General features: G+C 72.4%; 9 protein-coding genes. 6 read left to right on the forward strand and 3 right to left on the reverse strand.

Going from position 1 to position 16079, the window contains the following annotated elements; genetic code table 11:
* Nucleotides 1-86 precede the first annotated feature (86 nt).
* Nucleotides 87-1160, forward strand: coding sequence for a DUF2510 domain-containing protein (locus AAW14_RS16050; RefSeq protein ID WP_265564482.1), 1074 nt, complete (start codon nucleotides 87-89; stop codon nucleotides 1158-1160).
* Nucleotides 1161-1320: 160 nt separating this feature from the next.
* Here the strand turns inward: AAW14_RS16050 and AAW14_RS16055 are convergent, their stop codons facing one another.
* Nucleotides 1321-1935: a TetR/AcrR family transcriptional regulator gene (locus tag AAW14_RS16055; protein WP_265564484.1), complete on the reverse strand. Its 615-nt coding sequence runs from the start codon at nucleotides 1933-1935 to the stop codon at nucleotides 1321-1323.
* Nucleotides 1936-2137: 202 nt separating this feature from the next.
* Between AAW14_RS16055 and AAW14_RS16060 the strand changes: the two genes are divergently transcribed.
* Together AAW14_RS16060 and AAW14_RS16065 are read left to right on the forward strand one after the other, a co-directional pair.
* On the forward strand, nucleotides 2138-3025 hold the full coding sequence (locus AAW14_RS16060) for a phosphatase PAP2 family protein (RefSeq protein ID WP_265564485.1): 888 nt from the start codon (nucleotides 2138-2140) through the stop codon (nucleotides 3023-3025).
* A complete protein-coding gene (locus AAW14_RS16065) occupies nucleotides 3022-3987 on the forward strand; it encodes a DMT family transporter (RefSeq protein ID WP_265564487.1) in 966 nt (321 codons plus the stop codon). The genes AAW14_RS16060 and AAW14_RS16065 overlap by 4 nt, the downstream gene beginning before the upstream one ends.
* 88 nt (nucleotides 3988-4075) lie before the next feature.
* Here the strand turns inward: AAW14_RS16065 and AAW14_RS16070 are convergent, their stop codons facing one another.
* On the reverse strand, nucleotides 4076-4939 hold the full coding sequence (locus AAW14_RS16070) for a phospholipid scramblase-related protein (protein WP_265564489.1): 864 nt from the start codon (nucleotides 4937-4939) through the stop codon (nucleotides 4076-4078).
* 77 nt (nucleotides 4940-5016) lie between these two features.
* On the reverse strand, nucleotides 5017-7068 hold the full coding sequence (locus tag AAW14_RS16075) for a phosphocholine-specific phospholipase C (protein WP_265564491.1): 2052 nt from the start codon (nucleotides 7066-7068) through the stop codon (nucleotides 5017-5019).
* Between the two features lie 592 nt (nucleotides 7069-7660).
* Between AAW14_RS16075 and AAW14_RS16080 the strand changes: the two genes are divergently transcribed.
* The 3 genes from AAW14_RS16080 to AAW14_RS16090 all read left to right on the forward strand — a co-directional run bounded on the left by AAW14_RS16080 (nucleotide 7661) and on the right by AAW14_RS16090 (nucleotide 16031).
* Nucleotides 7661-10234, forward strand: coding sequence for a SpoIIE family protein phosphatase (locus AAW14_RS16080; protein ID WP_265564493.1), 2574 nt, complete (start codon nucleotides 7661-7663; stop codon nucleotides 10232-10234).
* Nucleotides 10235-10758: 524 nt separating this feature from the next.
* The gene (locus AAW14_RS16085; RefSeq protein WP_416223309.1) at nucleotides 10759-14619 is read left to right on the forward strand and encodes a Pls/PosA family non-ribosomal peptide synthetase; all 3861 of its coding nucleotides are present in this window, start codon (nucleotides 10759-10761) and stop codon (nucleotides 14617-14619) included.
* On the forward strand, nucleotides 14616-16031 hold the full coding sequence (locus AAW14_RS16090) for a M1 family metallopeptidase (RefSeq protein ID WP_265564495.1): 1416 nt from the start codon (nucleotides 14616-14618) through the stop codon (nucleotides 16029-16031). The genes AAW14_RS16085 and AAW14_RS16090 overlap by 4 nt, the downstream gene beginning before the upstream one ends.
* The last annotated feature ends 48 nt before the right edge of the window (nucleotides 16032-16079 follow it).

Consider the following 16079-nt stretch of genomic DNA (forward strand, 5'->3'; position numbering starts at 1 on the left):
GCGCGGCCGTGCGGGCCGGTGCCCGGTGCGTCTTCCCGGCCGGACGCTCTCATCCCGCTTTCACGCATGCCTCATACGGTGGATCCATGACGCAGGTGACTCCTCCCGGCTGGTACCCCGACCCCGGGCAGACAAGTGACGGACCCGCGGCCGAGCGCTGGTGGGACGGCAGGGCATGGACGGACCGGACCCGCCCCGTGGATCCTGCCGCCTCGTGGGGTCCGCCGGCGCAGCCGTCGGCGGTCGGCGCGCCTCCGGGCGATCCGTACGCGGGCGTCCCGTATCCCGGCGCCGGGCCCGCCCCCCGGCGTGGGCTCGCGCGGACCGGGGCAGCCGTGGCGGCGGCGGTTGTGGTGCTCGCCGGGATAGGCGGCGGTGTCTACGCGCTCGGCGCCCACGGCGACGGGAGCGGAAACTCCGCGAACGCCCAGGGGCCGGGCGGCCAGGGCGGTTTCGGCGGCACGGAAGGCCAGGGAGGCCAAGGGGGCCAGGACGCACCCTTCGGCGGCCAGGGGGGCCAAGGCGCGCCCTTCGGCGGCCGGGGCGGACCCGGCGGGTCGGGCGGCTGGGGCGGTCCGGGCGGCCAGAGCCCCGCGCCCGGGCAGCCCGGGCAGCCCGGGACCGAGACGGGCTACGCGGTGGATCCGGCCAACGGCATCAGCATCCCCGTGCCGGACGGCTGGACGGGTTCGACCCTCGACGGGGGTGCGGCGGTCGAGTCGAAGGACCAGTACAAGTGCCCCGGCGACACGGCCAAGACGTGCAACACCGGCGGGGCGTACTCGGCGTCCGCCCAGGAACAGGGGCTGAAGTCCACGACGGCGGAGGCGGCGGCCAAGGAGGACATCGCCAAGAACGCCCAGGAGTCGTACGGCGGCAAGTCCTACGGCGGGATCACTTCCCACCAGGTGCTCGCCTCCACGGCGATGACCGTGGCCGGGCAGCGGGGGTACATGGTCCGCTGGAGAGCGATCACCAGCAAAGGCTCCGACGGCTATGTGGAGTCGCTGGTCTTCCCGTCGCCCGCCGACTCCCGGCAGCTGGTCGTCGTCCGCTTCGGCATCGACGCCGGATCGAACGCGCCCGGGCTCTCCGTGCTCGACCGGATCGCCCAGGGCATCAAGGCGACGTCGGCGGGCGGCACCGGGCAGAAGGTCTGAGCCGACGCCCATCCGCACCCGGTCGGGCTCCATGCGGCCGGGCGGGGCCCCCTCCGCTCCAGGGGATCCCCGCCCGGCCGGGGGTGTGCGCCGCTCCCGTCCCCACGGTGCGGCGCGAGCAGGCCGGCGTCCGGTCATCCCACGGACGGCGGCCTGGTCCTCATCTCAGTCCGAGTGCGGGGAGCACCACGGACTCGACGAAGCGCGTGAGGTACTCCTCGTCCGCATACCGCCCCTCCAGGATGGGGCGCACGCGCAGCACACCGAGCAGCTGTGCGGGCACGAACTCCAGCGCCGGATGGCCGGCGGGCACCTCCCCGCGCTCCACCCCGCGCCGGATGATCTCCTGCAGGGCCCTGACCTCGGGCTCGACGAGGGCTTCGCGCAGCGCCTGCGCCAGCTCCTCGTCCTGCATCACGGCAGGGCCGAGGGCCTGGAGCAGCTTGGTGTCATGGCCGGACCACTCGGCCGCGGCCCGCGCCACGGCACGCAGGTCTCCGGCGAGCGAGCCGGTGTCGACGCCCGCGAACCGAACACAGCGGTTGGCCCGCAGGGCGGCGGCCACGAACTGGGGCTTCGTCTTCCACTGCCGGTACAGCGTCGACTTGCTGCACCGCGTGCTGGCGGCGACGCCCTCCATGGTGACCGCCTCGTAGCCGCACTCGCGGATCTGGTCGAGCACGGTCTCGAAGAACTCCTGCTCGCGCTGGGGCGTGAGCTTGGAGCGGCGCGAGGCGACGACCGGCTCCGGCACGTTCGCTGCCTGCGACGTCATCTTGCCTCCTCGGTCGTGGTCACGGCCGGGTGGGCCGCTCCACATCAGTATATCGATACGCCAGTGTATCGGTACGCCAGCGTATCGGTACACTGGCGTATCGATGAGCCTTGGACAGGGACCACGCGTCTGTCGCGTCGTCCCTGTCCTGGGCTCACCACGCACCACCCCACGCACATACCGTCAGCAAGGGGGCCGGGGGATGGAATCCCGCACCGAGCCTGAGAGAGAAGGGGCAGCCGCGATAGGCCGGCCGCCCCTCGTCCGTGAACTGCTGCTGGTCGCAGGGCTCTTCCTGGTGTACAAGTTCGGTCGGCAACTGGCGAACGGCCACACCGCCGAGGCTCTGGCGAACGCACATCGCGTCTGGGCCTGGGAGCGCTCCCTGCGGCTGCCGGGCGAGGGCGCCGTGCAGTCCGCACTGCTGCACGGCGACACCCTCGTCCGCGCGGCGAACCTCTACTACGTGGCCGTCCACTTCACGGCCACCGCGGCCTTCCTGGTGTGGCTGTACCTACGGCGGCCGACCCACTACCTGTGGGCCCGCCGGGTCCTCGCCCTGGTCACCGGCGCCGCGCTGGTGCTGCACCTCACGTTTCCGCTCGCCCCGCCGCGGATGCTCGACGTGGCGCATCTGGTGGACACCGGGCAGGTGTACGGGCCGACGGTGTACGGCGCCGAACCGGAGACCGACTCGATGGCGAACCAGTTCGCCGCCATGCCGTCGCTGCACTTCGGCTGGGCGCTGATGGTCGCGATCGGTCTGATCTCGGCGACCCGGTCCCGCCTGCGACGGCTGTGGCTGCTTCATCCGCTGGAAACCCTGCTGGTGATAGTCGGCACCGCGAACCACTACTGGGTGGACGCGATCGTGGCGACCGCCCTGCTCGGCATCGCGCTGGCGGTGGTCCGCGCACCGTCGCCGGTGCGGCGCGCGGCCGGCACGGGAGTGCCGAGCCATGCCCCGGCACCGAGGTCCCCCGAGCCCACGGCCACCGGGCCCACGCCCGCCGCGCGGAGCACAGTGGCGGGACAGCCGGTCGCCGGGGCGCCGGCCGACGGCCCCGGCCTGGTGGGTGCGGCCCGATGAACGCCACACTCCTCGCCGTCGTCCTGTCCCTGTTCTCCGCCGTCGCGTACGCGGCCGCCGCCGTGGCCCAGGAGCGGCTCGCCGCCCGGACCTCCGGCACCGGTGTACTGCGGCTGCTGGCGCACGGCGCCTGGTGGTGGTCGGTCGTACTGAACGCCTCCGCGGCCCTGCTGCACGTCGCCGCCCTCAAGTTCGGCCCGCTGACGCTGGTTCAGCCGCTCGGCGCGCTCACCCTGGTGGCGGCTGTGCCGCTGGGGGCACGGGCGGCCGGACGCAGGGTCAGCGCGGTCGAGTGGCGGGGCACCGCCCTGACCCTGCTCGGCCTCGCCGCGCTGCTGGTGACGGCATCGGGGCCCGAGCCCGACGACGTGCTGAGCCTTCCGCAGGCGCTGGCCGTGGCCGGTGCCACCGCCGCCGCGATCGGTGTGCTCTCCCGACCGGGCGTACGTCCCGGGCTTCGGCACGCCACGGCCTCCGGGTTCGCCTCCGGCGTCGCCTCCGCGCTCACCCAGACGGTGACCGTGGCGGCGACGAACCGCTCGGGGCCGGTGCTCGGCCCACCGGTGGTCGTGGTGGCGCTGCTGGTCGCGGTGTTCGCGACGGGCGGCCTGCTGCTGTCGCAGACCGCGTACCGGAACGGCCTCGGCGCACCGCTAGCGGTCGTGACCCTCGCCAATCCGGTCGCGGCGGCGGCGATCGGCGTCTGCCTCCTCGGGGAACGCCTTCAGGGCGGCACGGGGGGCCTGCTGCTCACCGGGGCGGGCGCGGGGCTTGCGTCATGGGGTGTGGTGACGCTCTCGCGCCCGGCCCCGGCCGGCACCGCCCGTCCGGTGCCGGACACGGACGACGGCCATCCGGTCGCGGCGGTGCTTGCGCTCGAGCCCCGACAGGCCCTGCACGAGCGGCCGTTGCTGCCCCAGCAGCCGACGTCCGCGCCGCCGGAGCATCTCAGCGCGCTGTGAACGAAGGGCGGTCCGGCGTGTGCGCACACGCCGGACCGCCCTTCGTTGTCCGCGGGACCGGCCGAGGTCCGGGAGCACCGCTCGCGCGTCAGCCGAGACCCCGGGAGTCCTGCTTGAGTGCCGTGTCCACGGTCAGCGCCGTCGCGATGACCAGGCTTCGCAGCGGCTCGGGCAGTTGGTAGTGGATCTGCAGGACGTAGTTGTCGGCGGTCGTGAACATCGTCTTCGCCAGGCCTTCCCAGGTCTTGGTGATCCGGGCGACCTCGTTCTCGGCGTGGTCGACGATCGCGAAGTTCCAGGCGCGCCAGTTCTCCGCCTTGATCGCACCGACCTGCTGGCCGTTCGCGTTCATCGCGAAGTTGATCTTCCCGATCATGTTCTGCTGGACGATCTCGCCCACGACCTGTCCGTCCGGACGCTCCACGACCACCCGCGACTTGAAGACCTTCGCAGGCCGGGTCAGCACCAGCTGCGGCTGCCCGTAGGCGTCGCGGATCTCCAGCCTGTGCGTCATGAACTGGTCGAGGCTGGAGACGAAGCGCACCGCCTTCTTCAGCGCGCTCTGCCCGACCTCCGTGACCGAACCGAGTTGGGTGCCGTTCTGGTCGAAGACGCTGTACTCGTTCGTCAGCTCGATCAGCTTGGCCTTCTGGTTCACGACCAGCACCGGTTCGGTGAACAGGGTGCCGCCGCCGGGGCCGCCCGGGGTGACCCCGGCCTGCTGGTGCACCTGGCGCTGGACCCGCGGATCGGGGGCCGCGGTCTGCTGACCGTACGCCTGCTGCGGCTGCTGGACCGGAGGCGCCTGCTGCGGCACCTGGGCCGCAGCAGGGGCCTGCTGGCCCGCGTGGGTGTGCTGGGTCCACTGGGCACCGTCCCAGTACCGGAGCGTCTGCGCCGCGCCGTGCGGATCCGCGTACCAGCCTGCAGGTGTGTTCGATTGTGTGGTCACCGGGGCACACTACCCGAGCGTGCCCCGGCCCCGGTCAGTCCGGACTTCCCCTACTCCGCCTACTCCGCCTACTCCGCCTACTCCGCCACGATCGCGGGATCGCTCACGCCCGGCCGCCCGTTCTCGACGTGTCCGGCGAAGCGGCGCAGGAACGACGGGTCGGCGTCGGACGTCACGGTGAGGTCGTACCAGCGCCTGCTCGCGCTCAGCGCGAAGGTGTGCCGCACGGTCGCACCGGCCCGTACCGTGACCGTCGTGGCGTGACCGCCGTACCCGCTGGTGACCTTGAGCTTCACCGTGCCCGAGCCCTTGTTGGTGAAGGTCAGCTCGATGTCGTCACCGGCGTGCCGTGCGACGACCTCGGCTCCGGGCCGCTTGCCCGGGCCCTTGAAGACTCGCAGGAAGCCGTTCGGACCGTGCACGGTCAGGTCGTACGAGCCGTTCGAATACGCCGAGTTCCAGGTGTCGGACACCGTCTTGCCGGCTTCGGTGGTGTAGCTCCACGGGCCGTCGCCGCGGTTGCCGGACGTGACCAGGAAGGCGGACCCGGCGTGCCTGCCGGAGGCGAAGGTGAGCGTGAACGTCCCGGCCGCGGTGTTCGCCGAACCGTCCGCCATGGGCGCGTACTTGAGCGGGCGGGCCGGACGCAGACCGCGCTCCTGCTTGGGCAGGGCGGGGTGCGCGGGCGGAACGGGCACGTAGTCCGGGTGGCGGTTGTGGTCCGGCGGCTGGTAGCCGTCCGTGGCGGGCAGCGACACCGGCTTGGTGTCCTGGCGGGAGAAGTCGAACGCGGAGGTCAGGTCGCCGCAGACGGCGCGCCGCCAGGGCGAGATGTTGGGCTCGTGCACGCCGAAGCGGCGCTCCATGAACCGGATGATCGAGGTGTGGTCGAAGGTCTCGGAACAGACGTAACCGCCCTTGCTCCAGGGCGAGACGACCAGCATCGGCACACGCTGCCCGAGCCCGTAGGGTCCGGCCGGGTGGCTGCCGTTGCCCTTGAAGAGGTCGGGATCGGGGTCGACCGTGGACTTGCCCTGCGCGGCGGACGCCGGCGGGAACGGCGGGACGAGGTGGTCGAAGAACCCGTCGTTCTCGTCGTACGTGATGAACAGGGCCGTCCTCGCCCACACCTTGGGGTCGGAGGTGAGCGCGTCGAGGACCTGGGAGACGTACCAGGCGCCGTAGTTCGCGGGCCAGTTGGGGTGCTCGGTGAAGGCCTCGGGGGCGGCGATCCAGGAGATCTGCGGCAGCTTGCCTGACTTCACATCGGCCTTGAGCCGGTCGAAGAAGCCCTCGCCCTTGCCTGCGTCGGTGCCGGTGCGAGCCTTCTCGTAGAGCGGGTCGCCGGGCTTGGCGTCCTGGTACGGCTTGAAGTAGAGCAGCGAGTTGTCGCCGTAGTTGCCACGGTAGGCGTCCTGGATCCAGCCCCACGAATGGGCCGCGTCGAGGCCGTCGCCGACGTCCTGGTAGATCTTCCAGGAGACCCCGGCCTTCTCCAGGCGCTCGGGGTAGGTCGTCCAGCCGTAGCCCGCCTCGTCGTTGCCGAGCACCGGGCCGCCGCCCTGGCCGTCGTTGCCCGTGTAGCCCGTCCACATGTAGTAGCGGTTCGGGTCGGTGGAGCCGATGAACGAGCAGTGGTAGGCGTCGCAGATGGTGAAGTTGTCGGCGAGCGCGTAGTGGAACGGTATGTCCTTGCGCGTGAGGTACGCCATCGTCGTCGAGGACTTGGCGGGCACCCACTTGTCGTACTTGCCTCCGTTGAAGGCGGCGTGTCCGTCGTTCCAGCCGTGCGGGAGGTCCTGGATGAACGCCAGCCCCAGGTCGTCGGCGTCGGGGTGGAAGGGCAGGATGTCCTTCGTCCCGTCGGACTGGTACCAGACCGGCTTGCCGTTCTGGAGGGTCACCGGGTGCGGGTCGCCAAAGCCTCGGACGCCTCTCAGGGTGCCGAAGTAGTGGTCGAAGGAACGGTTCTCCTGCATCAGGACGACGATGTGCTCGACGTCCTCGATGGTGCCGGACCGGTGGTACGCGGGAAGGGCGGCGGCGCGCTCGATGCTGCCGGACAGCGCGGTGAAGGCGGCGGTGCCGCCCGCGAGTTGAAGGAATCGGCGCCGATTCACTTGGGGCATGACGGGGTGACCTCTTGTCCTGACGGGGCATGTGTCGCCCGATGGTGAGGGAACCTGCGCGAAAGGAGTGTTCCAGGAGCACCAAACGTCAGGAAAGGGTGCGGTGGCGCCGATGTGAAAGTCACGGGTACGACAGAAGTGGTGCGGGCCAAGACCTTCCCAAGCGCCACCGGGACCGGTCGGACCGCCGGACAGGGAGGTCCCCGCAGGCCGAGGCGGCTTGGGAGCTCCCGTCTCGCGTTGCCCGGGGCGCCGCGACGGAGCCGGGCACCGGGCACGGGCGCGCGTCCGGTGCACGCCCGCTCGGCGAGAAACGCACCGTGCTCTCGGCCGCGTCACCCCTCGGCACCGCACGACTCTCGCCCCGCGGGCCGTGGACGACGACGCCGCAATGGCGGCCGGGACGCGGCGCCCGCGTCCGGGACGGGGCCGTGGCACCCGCCACGGCAACCGGGACCGACACACACCACCCGCCGCGGCAACCGGGACCGACACACACCACCCGCCACGGCGGGTGGGACGGGGACGCAGCGTCCGCGGCGGCCGGGACCGGGGGCAAAGTTGCTGCCCGCCGCGCGGGCCCGAGCAGCGGTTGAGAAAGCATGACCGCAGGAGCAGCCTGGACACCAGTGCTGCGGACGGGCCGATCGCCGACTCCAGGCGGTACCACCCGGACGAGCAGGCGAGGACAGAGGACATGGCGAAGGGCGCCGCGACACCGGAGCGGCCTCGCTCGACGCGGCGGGAGCCGACCGCGGAGGCCGGGATCGTAGTCGGCCCGCGGGGCGTGGTGATCGCGCTGAGCGAGGGTGCCGGCCGGCTGCTGGGGTACGAGCCGGCGCAGGTGGTGGGCCGGGAGGCGACCGAACTGCTCGCCGAGCCCCTGCCGGAGGCGGTCCGGCGAAGCTGCGCCGCGCGGGAGAGCTGGAGCGGCACCGTGACCGTATGCCATCGAGACGGTCACCCTCTGTCGTTGGCGCTCCAGGCCCACCCGCTGCGGGGCACGGCCGGGGACACGTACTGGTCCGTCACGGCGGTGGCCCCCCGGTCCCCCCGCGCCGCACACGGGAACCACGGTGAACCGGATGCCTCGCTGCTCAAGCAGTGGGCACTGGACCAGCTTCCGCTGCCCATGGCCCTGTACGACCGCAGGGGCGTGCGGCTCGAGGTCAACGCCGCCATGGGGCGCGAGACGGGAAGGCCGGATCACGAACTCCTCGGCTGGCCGATCGGGGAGTCCGGGTCCGGGAACACATTGGAGGGCCTGCCGCGCATCAGCGAGGCCGTGCAGGAGGTGCTCCGCACCGGGAAGGCGATGACGTTCGAGGCCCACTCGCCCGGCTCCCACGGTCCCGGCCCGCGCGTCTGGCTGCTGTCGCTGTATCCCGTGCGCGACGGCGACGGCCGGATCTGCGGCCTGTCGGCGGCCGCCGTGGACACCACCGAGCAGTTCCGTGCCCGTCGGCAACTGACCATCCTCACGGAGGCCGGGCTGCGCATCGGCACCACTCTCGACCTCAGTCGCACGGCCGACGAGCTGGCGGAGGTCGCCACGGACTACTTCGCCGACTTCGCCGTGGTGGACCTGCTCGACAGCGTCCTCAAGGACGAGGAGACGGTCGCCGGCCAGGACAGCGGGCTGCTCTTCCGCCGCACCGCCCAGCGCTCCGTGCTCCCCGGATGCCCCGAGTCGGTGGTCCCGCTCGGAGGGACCTACATCTATCCGGAGGACTCCCCGCCCGGGCACGCCCTCGCCACCGGCCGGGGCGCACTGCACCGTGCCAAGGACATCCTGCAGTGGTGGGAGACGAGTTCTCCCGAGCGCGCCGGCCGCCTGCGCACCCACGGGATCCACTCGCTCATGGCCGTGCCGCTGCGGGCGCGCGGCGTGACCCTGGGGCTGGCCCAGTTCTTCCGCCACCGCAACCCGGCGCCCTTCGAGGAGGACGACCTGCGGCTCGCCGAAGAACTCGGTGCCCGTGCGGCGGTGCTCGTGGACAACGCCCGCCGCTACGGCCAGGAACGCGCCACCGCGCTCGCCCTGCAGCGGAGCATCCTCCCGCACCCGGCACTGCACCATCCCGCCGTGGAGGTCGCCTCGCGGTATCTGCCCGCCCACTCCGGAGCCGGGATCGGTGGCGACTGGTTCGACGTGATCCCGCTGTCCGGTGCCAGGGTGGCGCTCGTGGTGGGCGACGTGGTCGGCCACGGCATCCGGGCGTCCGCCACCATGGGGCGGCTGTGCACGGCCGTACGCACCCTGGCCGACGTGGATCTGGCTCCCGACGAACTGCTCACCCACCTCGACGACCTCGTCCTGCGCCTGGACCGCAGGGAGCCCGGGGACGGCACCGACCGCCCCGCCCACAGCCCGGGGGAGGTCGGCGCCTCCTGCCTGTACGCGGTGTACGACCCCGTGTCCCGTCGCTGCTCCATGGCCAGGGCCGGCCACCCGCAGCCGGCACTGGCCACCCCCGACGGCACGGTCCGCTTCCTGGACGTGCCGGCCGGGCCGCCGCTCGGCCTGGGCGGCCTGCCGTTCGAGGTCACGGAGTTCGTCCTCCCCGAGGGCAGCGTCCTGGCCCTGTACACGGACGGGCTGATCGAGTCTCCGGCCCGCGACGTGGACGAGGCCTGCGAGGTGCTGAGTGCCACCCTCGCCGATCCCCGGCGGCCGCTGGAGGAGATGTGCGACCGGGCGCTGCACGAACTGCTCCCCGAGGCCCGCACGGACGACGTCGCCCTCCTGCTGACCCGGACCCGGGCCCTGAGCACCGATCATGTGGCCGGCTGGGAGCTGCCCGCCGCGCCCTCCGTCGTCGCGCTGGCCCGTGAACTGGTCGGCGAACGTCTGTCCACTTGGCATCTCGAGGATGCCGCGTTCGTCACCGAGCTCGTGGTCAGCGAGCTGGTCACCAACGCGCTCCGCTACGGCTCTCCCCCGGTCCACCTCCGGCTCATCCGCGACACGGCTCTGATCTGCGAGGTCAGCGACGCCAGCAGCACGGCTCCTCATCTGCGGCGCGCCCGCCTCTCCGACGAGGGCGGCCGGGGCCTCCTGATCGTCGCTCAGCTCTCCCGGCGCTGGGGCAGCCGGCACACCCGTTCCGGCAAGACCATTTGGGCGGAGCTGCCTCTCACATCCGCTGAACCGACGGCATGGTGAGCGATTTCGGAGAAGGCGGTTCTCCCGAGGGCCGGAACTGCCCCCTCCCACCGCCTGCGATATGACTTCCATATGACGCAACATAAGGCGGCCAGCCGCCTGCCGTTGAGTGAAATCAAACCATTCTCTGGCCAATTACTTGCCGGAATCGCAGAGTCCGGCAAGTATGAACGTCAACCGCTCCGAGCTGGCCGAACTTAGTGTTTGCGGATCATCAATTTTCTCCCATGAGCAGGTCGCGAACGGAACGGAGCGACCCTTTGAAATCGGGGCCGGACACCCGATTGCCATGCGTTCGATTCCATTAACTTGCAAGGGGACGGTGAACCACACCGCGTGGCGTGGCATCTGTTGGACCGTCAAGGGTTTTTCACCCGCCGGCACCCGCACACAGAGGCACGTCATTGTCTTCACCCGCTCTCGAGCCGCCCTTCGAGCCGCCCTTCGAGCCGTCCGTCCCGTGTGACGACCGGGCTCTTTTCCGCACCGGGGAAGCGCCTTCGCCACGCACCCTGATCGACATCGTGGAGGCCACTGCCGCGGCGCATCCGCACGCGCCCGCTCTGGACACAGGCGCGGAGGTGCTCTCCTACCGCGACCTGTACGCCGAGGTCGTCCGCCGCGCACGGCTGCTCTCGGACCGCGGGATCGGCCCCGGTGACCGGGTGGGCGTCCGGGTGCCGTCGGGCACCGCGGAGCTGTATCTGTCGATCCTCGCGGTACTGCGTTGCGGAGCGGCTTACGTACCGGTCGACGCCGACGACCCCGATGAGCGGGCCGCCACCGTCTTCGGTGAGGCCGGGGTGTGCGCCGTCCTGGGGCCGTATCCGCGGCCGGAGCGGCTCGCCGTGCCGTCGGGAGCGGCCGCCTCGGGCCGTCGTGCGCCTGCCCCGGACGACGACGCGTGGATCATCTTCACGTCCGGTTCGACCGGCAAGCCCAAGGGCGTCGCCGTCACCCACCGGTCGGCGGCGGCGTTCGTCGACGCCGAAGCGCGTCTGTTCCTGCAGGAACGGCCGCTCGGTCCGGGCGACCGGGTGCTCGCGGGGCTGTCCGTCGCCTTCGACGCCTCCTGCGAGGAGATGTGGCTGGCATGGCGGCACGGCGCCTGTCTGGTACCGGCCGAGCGCGGGCTGGTGCGGGCCGGCCACGACCTTGGCGCCTGGCTTCTCGAGCGGGGCGTCACCGTTGTCTCCACCGTACCCACGCTGCTTGCGATGTGGCCCGAAGAAGCGCTGCGCCAGGTGCGGTTGCTGATTCTGGGCGGCGAGGCGTGCCCGCCCGGGCTCGTCGACCGGTTCGCCGGGCCCGGGCGGGAGATGTGGAACACCTACGGCCCGACCGAGACGACCGTCGTGGCCTGCGCCGCCCTCCTGAAGCCGGGCCGCGACGTCCGTATCGGACTGCCGCTGGCCGGCTGGCGGTTGGCGGTCGTCGACGAGGCCGGGGAGCCCGTGGCGTACGGGGAGGAAGGAGAGCTCGTCATCGCCGGGGCAGGCACCGCGCGCTACCTCGACCCCGTCAAGGACGCGGAACGCTTCCGGCCCTGCCCCGCGCTGGACTCGCCGCGCGCCTACCGCTCGGGCGACCTGGTGCGTGCCGACCCCCGGGGCCTGGTGTTCCTCGGCCGCGCCGACGACCAGATCAAGCTCGGCGGCCGACGCGTCGAACTCGGGGAGATCGACGCGGCCCTGAACGATCTGCCGGCGGTACGGGCCGCGGCCGCGACCGTGCAGACGACGGCGGCCGGCGCCCAGCTGCTGGTGGGCTATGTGGTGCCGGAGCGGTCCGTCGACGGGCGATCGGCCTTCCGGACCGGCAAGGCGAGGGTGCTGCTGTCGGAGCGGCTGCCCGCACAGCTGGTGCCCGTCCTGGTAGAGGTCGCGGACCTGCCCACCCGTGCCTCCGGCAAGGTAGACCGCAAGGCACTGCCCTGGCCGGTGCCACTCGCCGACGACGAGGGGCGCCCGGACGGCCCGGCACACCCGTTGCACGGGACGGCCGCGCGGCTGGCGGACGTGTGGGAGCAGCTGCTGGGCCGCCGTCCCGGCCCGGACAGCGACTTCGTGGCGCTCGGCGGCACCAGCCTGACGGCCGCCCGTATGGCGTCCGTGCTCAGGGAGCACTATCCCGGTCTGTCCGTCGCGGACCTCTACCGCCACTCCGTGCTGCACCGCATGGCCGCGCATCTCGACTCCCTGGCCGGCACCGCGGAGGAGGTCCGCCCGGCACGGCCGGTGCCGAGGCGGGCCGCTGTCGTCCAGTTCCTCGTCCAGCTGGCCGCCTACGGGGTCGCGGGCCTGCGCGGCCTGGTCGGCCTGTCGGTGGCGGACAACGTCCTCGGCTGGGCCGCGCCTCACGCCTGGACGCCGCACACCCCGTGGTGGCTGGTGGTGGTGGGCTGGGTGGTGCTGTTCAGCGCGCCGTTCCGCTGCGCGATCGGGGCGGGTCTGGCCCGCGCGCTGGCCGGTTCCATCGCCCCTGGCGCCCATCCGCGGGGCGGCAGCGCCCATCTGCGGCTGTGGAGCGCCGAACGGGCCGTGACGGCCTTCGGAGTTCCGGCCCTGCTCGGCACGCCATGGGCCGCCCTTCATGCCCGGGTGCTGGGCTGCACCACCGGGCGTGAGGTGCGGCTGCACGCCATGCCTCCGGTGACGGGTCTGGCCGAACTGGGAGACGGATGCAGCATCGAGCCCGAGGCGGACATCTCGGGGTGGTGGCTCGACGGCGACACACTGCACGTGGGAAGCGTCACGGTCGGCGCCGACGCGCGTGTGGGCCACCGCGCCATGCTGATGCCGGGCGCCGTCGTGGGCCGGGGAGCGGAGCTAACGGGTGGGAGCTGCCTGGACGGCCGGATCCCGGACGGCCAGAGCTGGACCGGGTCCCCCGCCCGGCCGGTCGAGCCGGCCGAACAGTGCGCGGACGGCGGCTGGCCGGCGCGCCCGAGCGTACGCCGACGCCGCTGGCACATCGCCTACGCGCTCTCTCTCGGCGTACTGCCGCTGCTGCCGCTGCTGGCGTCCGCGCCCGCTCTGTTCGCCACCTACCTGCTGGTGCGCCACATGCCGACGCTGTCGGCCGCGGCGCCGCACCTGCTGGCCGCCGCACCGCTGTTCGCGGTCATGACGACGGTGTGCTGGATGCTGGTCGTCGCACTCGCCGTACGGCTGCTGAGCCGGTCCCTCAAGCCGGGTGTGCACCGCGCGGACGGCGGAGTGGCCTGGCGGGCCTGGCTGGTGACCCGGCTGCTCGACGGCGCCCGTGGCAGCCTGTTCCCGCTGTACGCCAGTCTGGCCACGCCGCACTGGCTGCGTCTGCTCGGCGCACGCGTCGGCCGCGGCGCCGAGATCTCGACGGTGCTGCCCCTGCCGTCCCTGCTGCACGTGGAGGACGGGGCGTTCCTCGCCGACGACACCCTTGTCGCGCCGTTCGAGCTGCGGGGCGGCTGGATGAGGCTCGGGCGGGTGCGGATCGGCAAGCGCGCGTTCGTCGGCAACTCCGGCATCGTCGGCCCCGGCCGCGACGTCGCCGACCGTGGCCTGGTGGGTGTGCTGTCCGACGCGCCGTCCCAGGGCAGGCCGGGCATGTCGTGGATCGGGCGGCCCGCGATGCCCCTGCCCCGGGTGCCCGGGAACACCGACCCGGCGCGGACGTTCGCCCCGCCCCGGCGGCTGGTGGGCGCACGGGCAGCCGTCGAGGTGTGCCGTCTGCTGCCGGTGACGCTGGGCATGCTGCTCGCCGAGGGCGTGTTCCTCGGCGAGCAGGAAGCCCTGGACCGAGGCGGTCTGCCGCTGGCGGCACTCGTCGGCGCTCCGCTGCTGCTGGCGGCGGGCGTGGCGGCCTGTCTGACGGCCACCGGCGCCAAATGGCTGCTCGTGGGCCGGTTCCAGCCGGGCGAACGCCCGCTGTGGTCCTCGTTCGTATGGCGCAACGAGCTGTTCGACACGTTCGTGGAATCCTTGGCCGTGCCGTGGGGAGCGGGGGCCTTCCTCGGGACGCCCGCGCTCAACTGGTGGCTGCGGAGCCTCGGCGCGCGCATCGGGCGCGGAGTGTGGTGCGAGAGCTACTGGCTGCCGGAGACGGATCTGATCAGCCTCGGCGACGGGGTCAGCGTCAACCGCGGCTGCGTACTCCAGACGCACCTCTTCCACGACCGCATCATGCGGATGGACACCGTGCGTCTGGCCGCGGGAGCGTCACTCGGACCGCACAGCATCGCCCTGCCCGGCACCTCGGTCGGGGCCGGCACGTCGATCGGCGCGTCGTCGCTCGTGATGCGGGGCGAGACCGTGCCCGACGGCACCCGGTGGGTCGGCAACCCAATCGCGGGCGCGCCCGCCACCGGCGTCACCGCCGCGCTCGCCGGAGGTGAAGCGGCATGACGCGGTGCAGCCGACGTGCACTGATCCGCGGCGCGGCTCTCGTCCCGCTCGCGGCGGCCGCCGCGGACCGCCTTCTCAAGTCCCCCGAGCGCTACTTCGCGACCCATGGTTCGTACGGTCACCACACCGTCTCCTACGACCTGCGCCTGGCCTACGTCCCGTCGAGCGGCGTGCTCGACGGCCGGGCGCGCATCCGTGCGGTGGCCGACCAGCCGCTGCGACGGGTGGAACTCGACCTCGCCCGGCTGACGGTGCACGCTGCCCGTGTCGACGGGGTCGGGGTCCGCGTCAGGCAGCGGCACCACAAGCTGATCCTGTCGACGCCGCGCCTGCTCCCGGTGGGCATGCCGTTCACCGTGGAGATCGGCTACGGCGGCCGGCCCGGCCCCGTACGGACGCCGTTCGGATCCATCGGCTGGGACCGCACCGGCGACGCGCACGACGGAACGCTGGTGGCGGCGCAGCCGCTCGGCGCGCCGTCCTGGTTCCCGTGCAACGACCGCCCGGACGACAAGGCCGAGTTCACCTTCCGGGTGACGGTGCCGCACGGCCACCACGCGCTCGCCAACGGAACCCTGCGCGAGCGGCGGTGCGACGGATCCACCGAGTGCTGGACGTACCACCACCCCGGACCCATGGCTCCCTACCTCGCCGCGGTGTACACCGGCCGCTTCGGCCACGAGCTGTGGAGGGCCCGGGACAGCGCGACCGGCCGGATCGTCACCGGGCGCAACGCCTACCCCATGCGGCTGTCGGAGGAGGCCCGTCACGACCTGGCCCGCCAGCCGCAGATGCTCAGCGCGTTCACCGGGTGGTTCGGCCCGTACCCCTTCGAGTCCTACGGGGCGGTGGTCGTGGACGCGGAGCTGGACGAGCCCGTCGAGAACCAGACCCTGTCCGTCTTCGGCAGCAATCACATCGACGGCACGCGTGGTTGGGAGACGCTCGTCGCCCATGAACTCGCCCACCAGTGGTTCGGCAACAGCGTGAGTCTGCGGGACTGGCGGGACATCTGGCTCAACGAGGGCTTCGCCACCTACTGCGAGTGGCTGTGGTCGGAGCACATCGGCGAGGACTCGGCCGACATGATTGCCAGGGAGGAGTGGCGTGAACTCGGAGACGGCTCGAAGGACCTGCGGATCGCCGACCCCGGTGAGCACCGTATCTTCGACGACCGCGTCTACACCCGCGGCGCGTGCGCGCTCCACGCGCTGCGTCTCACCGTCGGCGACGACCGCTTCTTCCCGATGATGCGCGCCTGGCACCACGCTCACCGCGGTGCCAGTGCCAACACCGCCGCCTTCATCGGCCACGCCGAGCGCTACGCGCCGCACACGGCCGCACCGCTGCTCCACGCGTGGCTCTACGAGACACGTCTGCCGCCACTGCGGGCCGACCGTGCGGACACGTGAGCCGGTACCCGGCCGGACGCACCGTCGAGTACGCCGACCCGGTCGAGA

Origin of the sequence: Streptomyces hygroscopicus, from assembly GCF_026168105.1 — a bacterium.
Taxonomy (GTDB): domain Bacteria; phylum Actinomycetota; class Actinomycetes; order Streptomycetales; family Streptomycetaceae; genus Streptomyces; species Streptomyces hygroscopicus_D.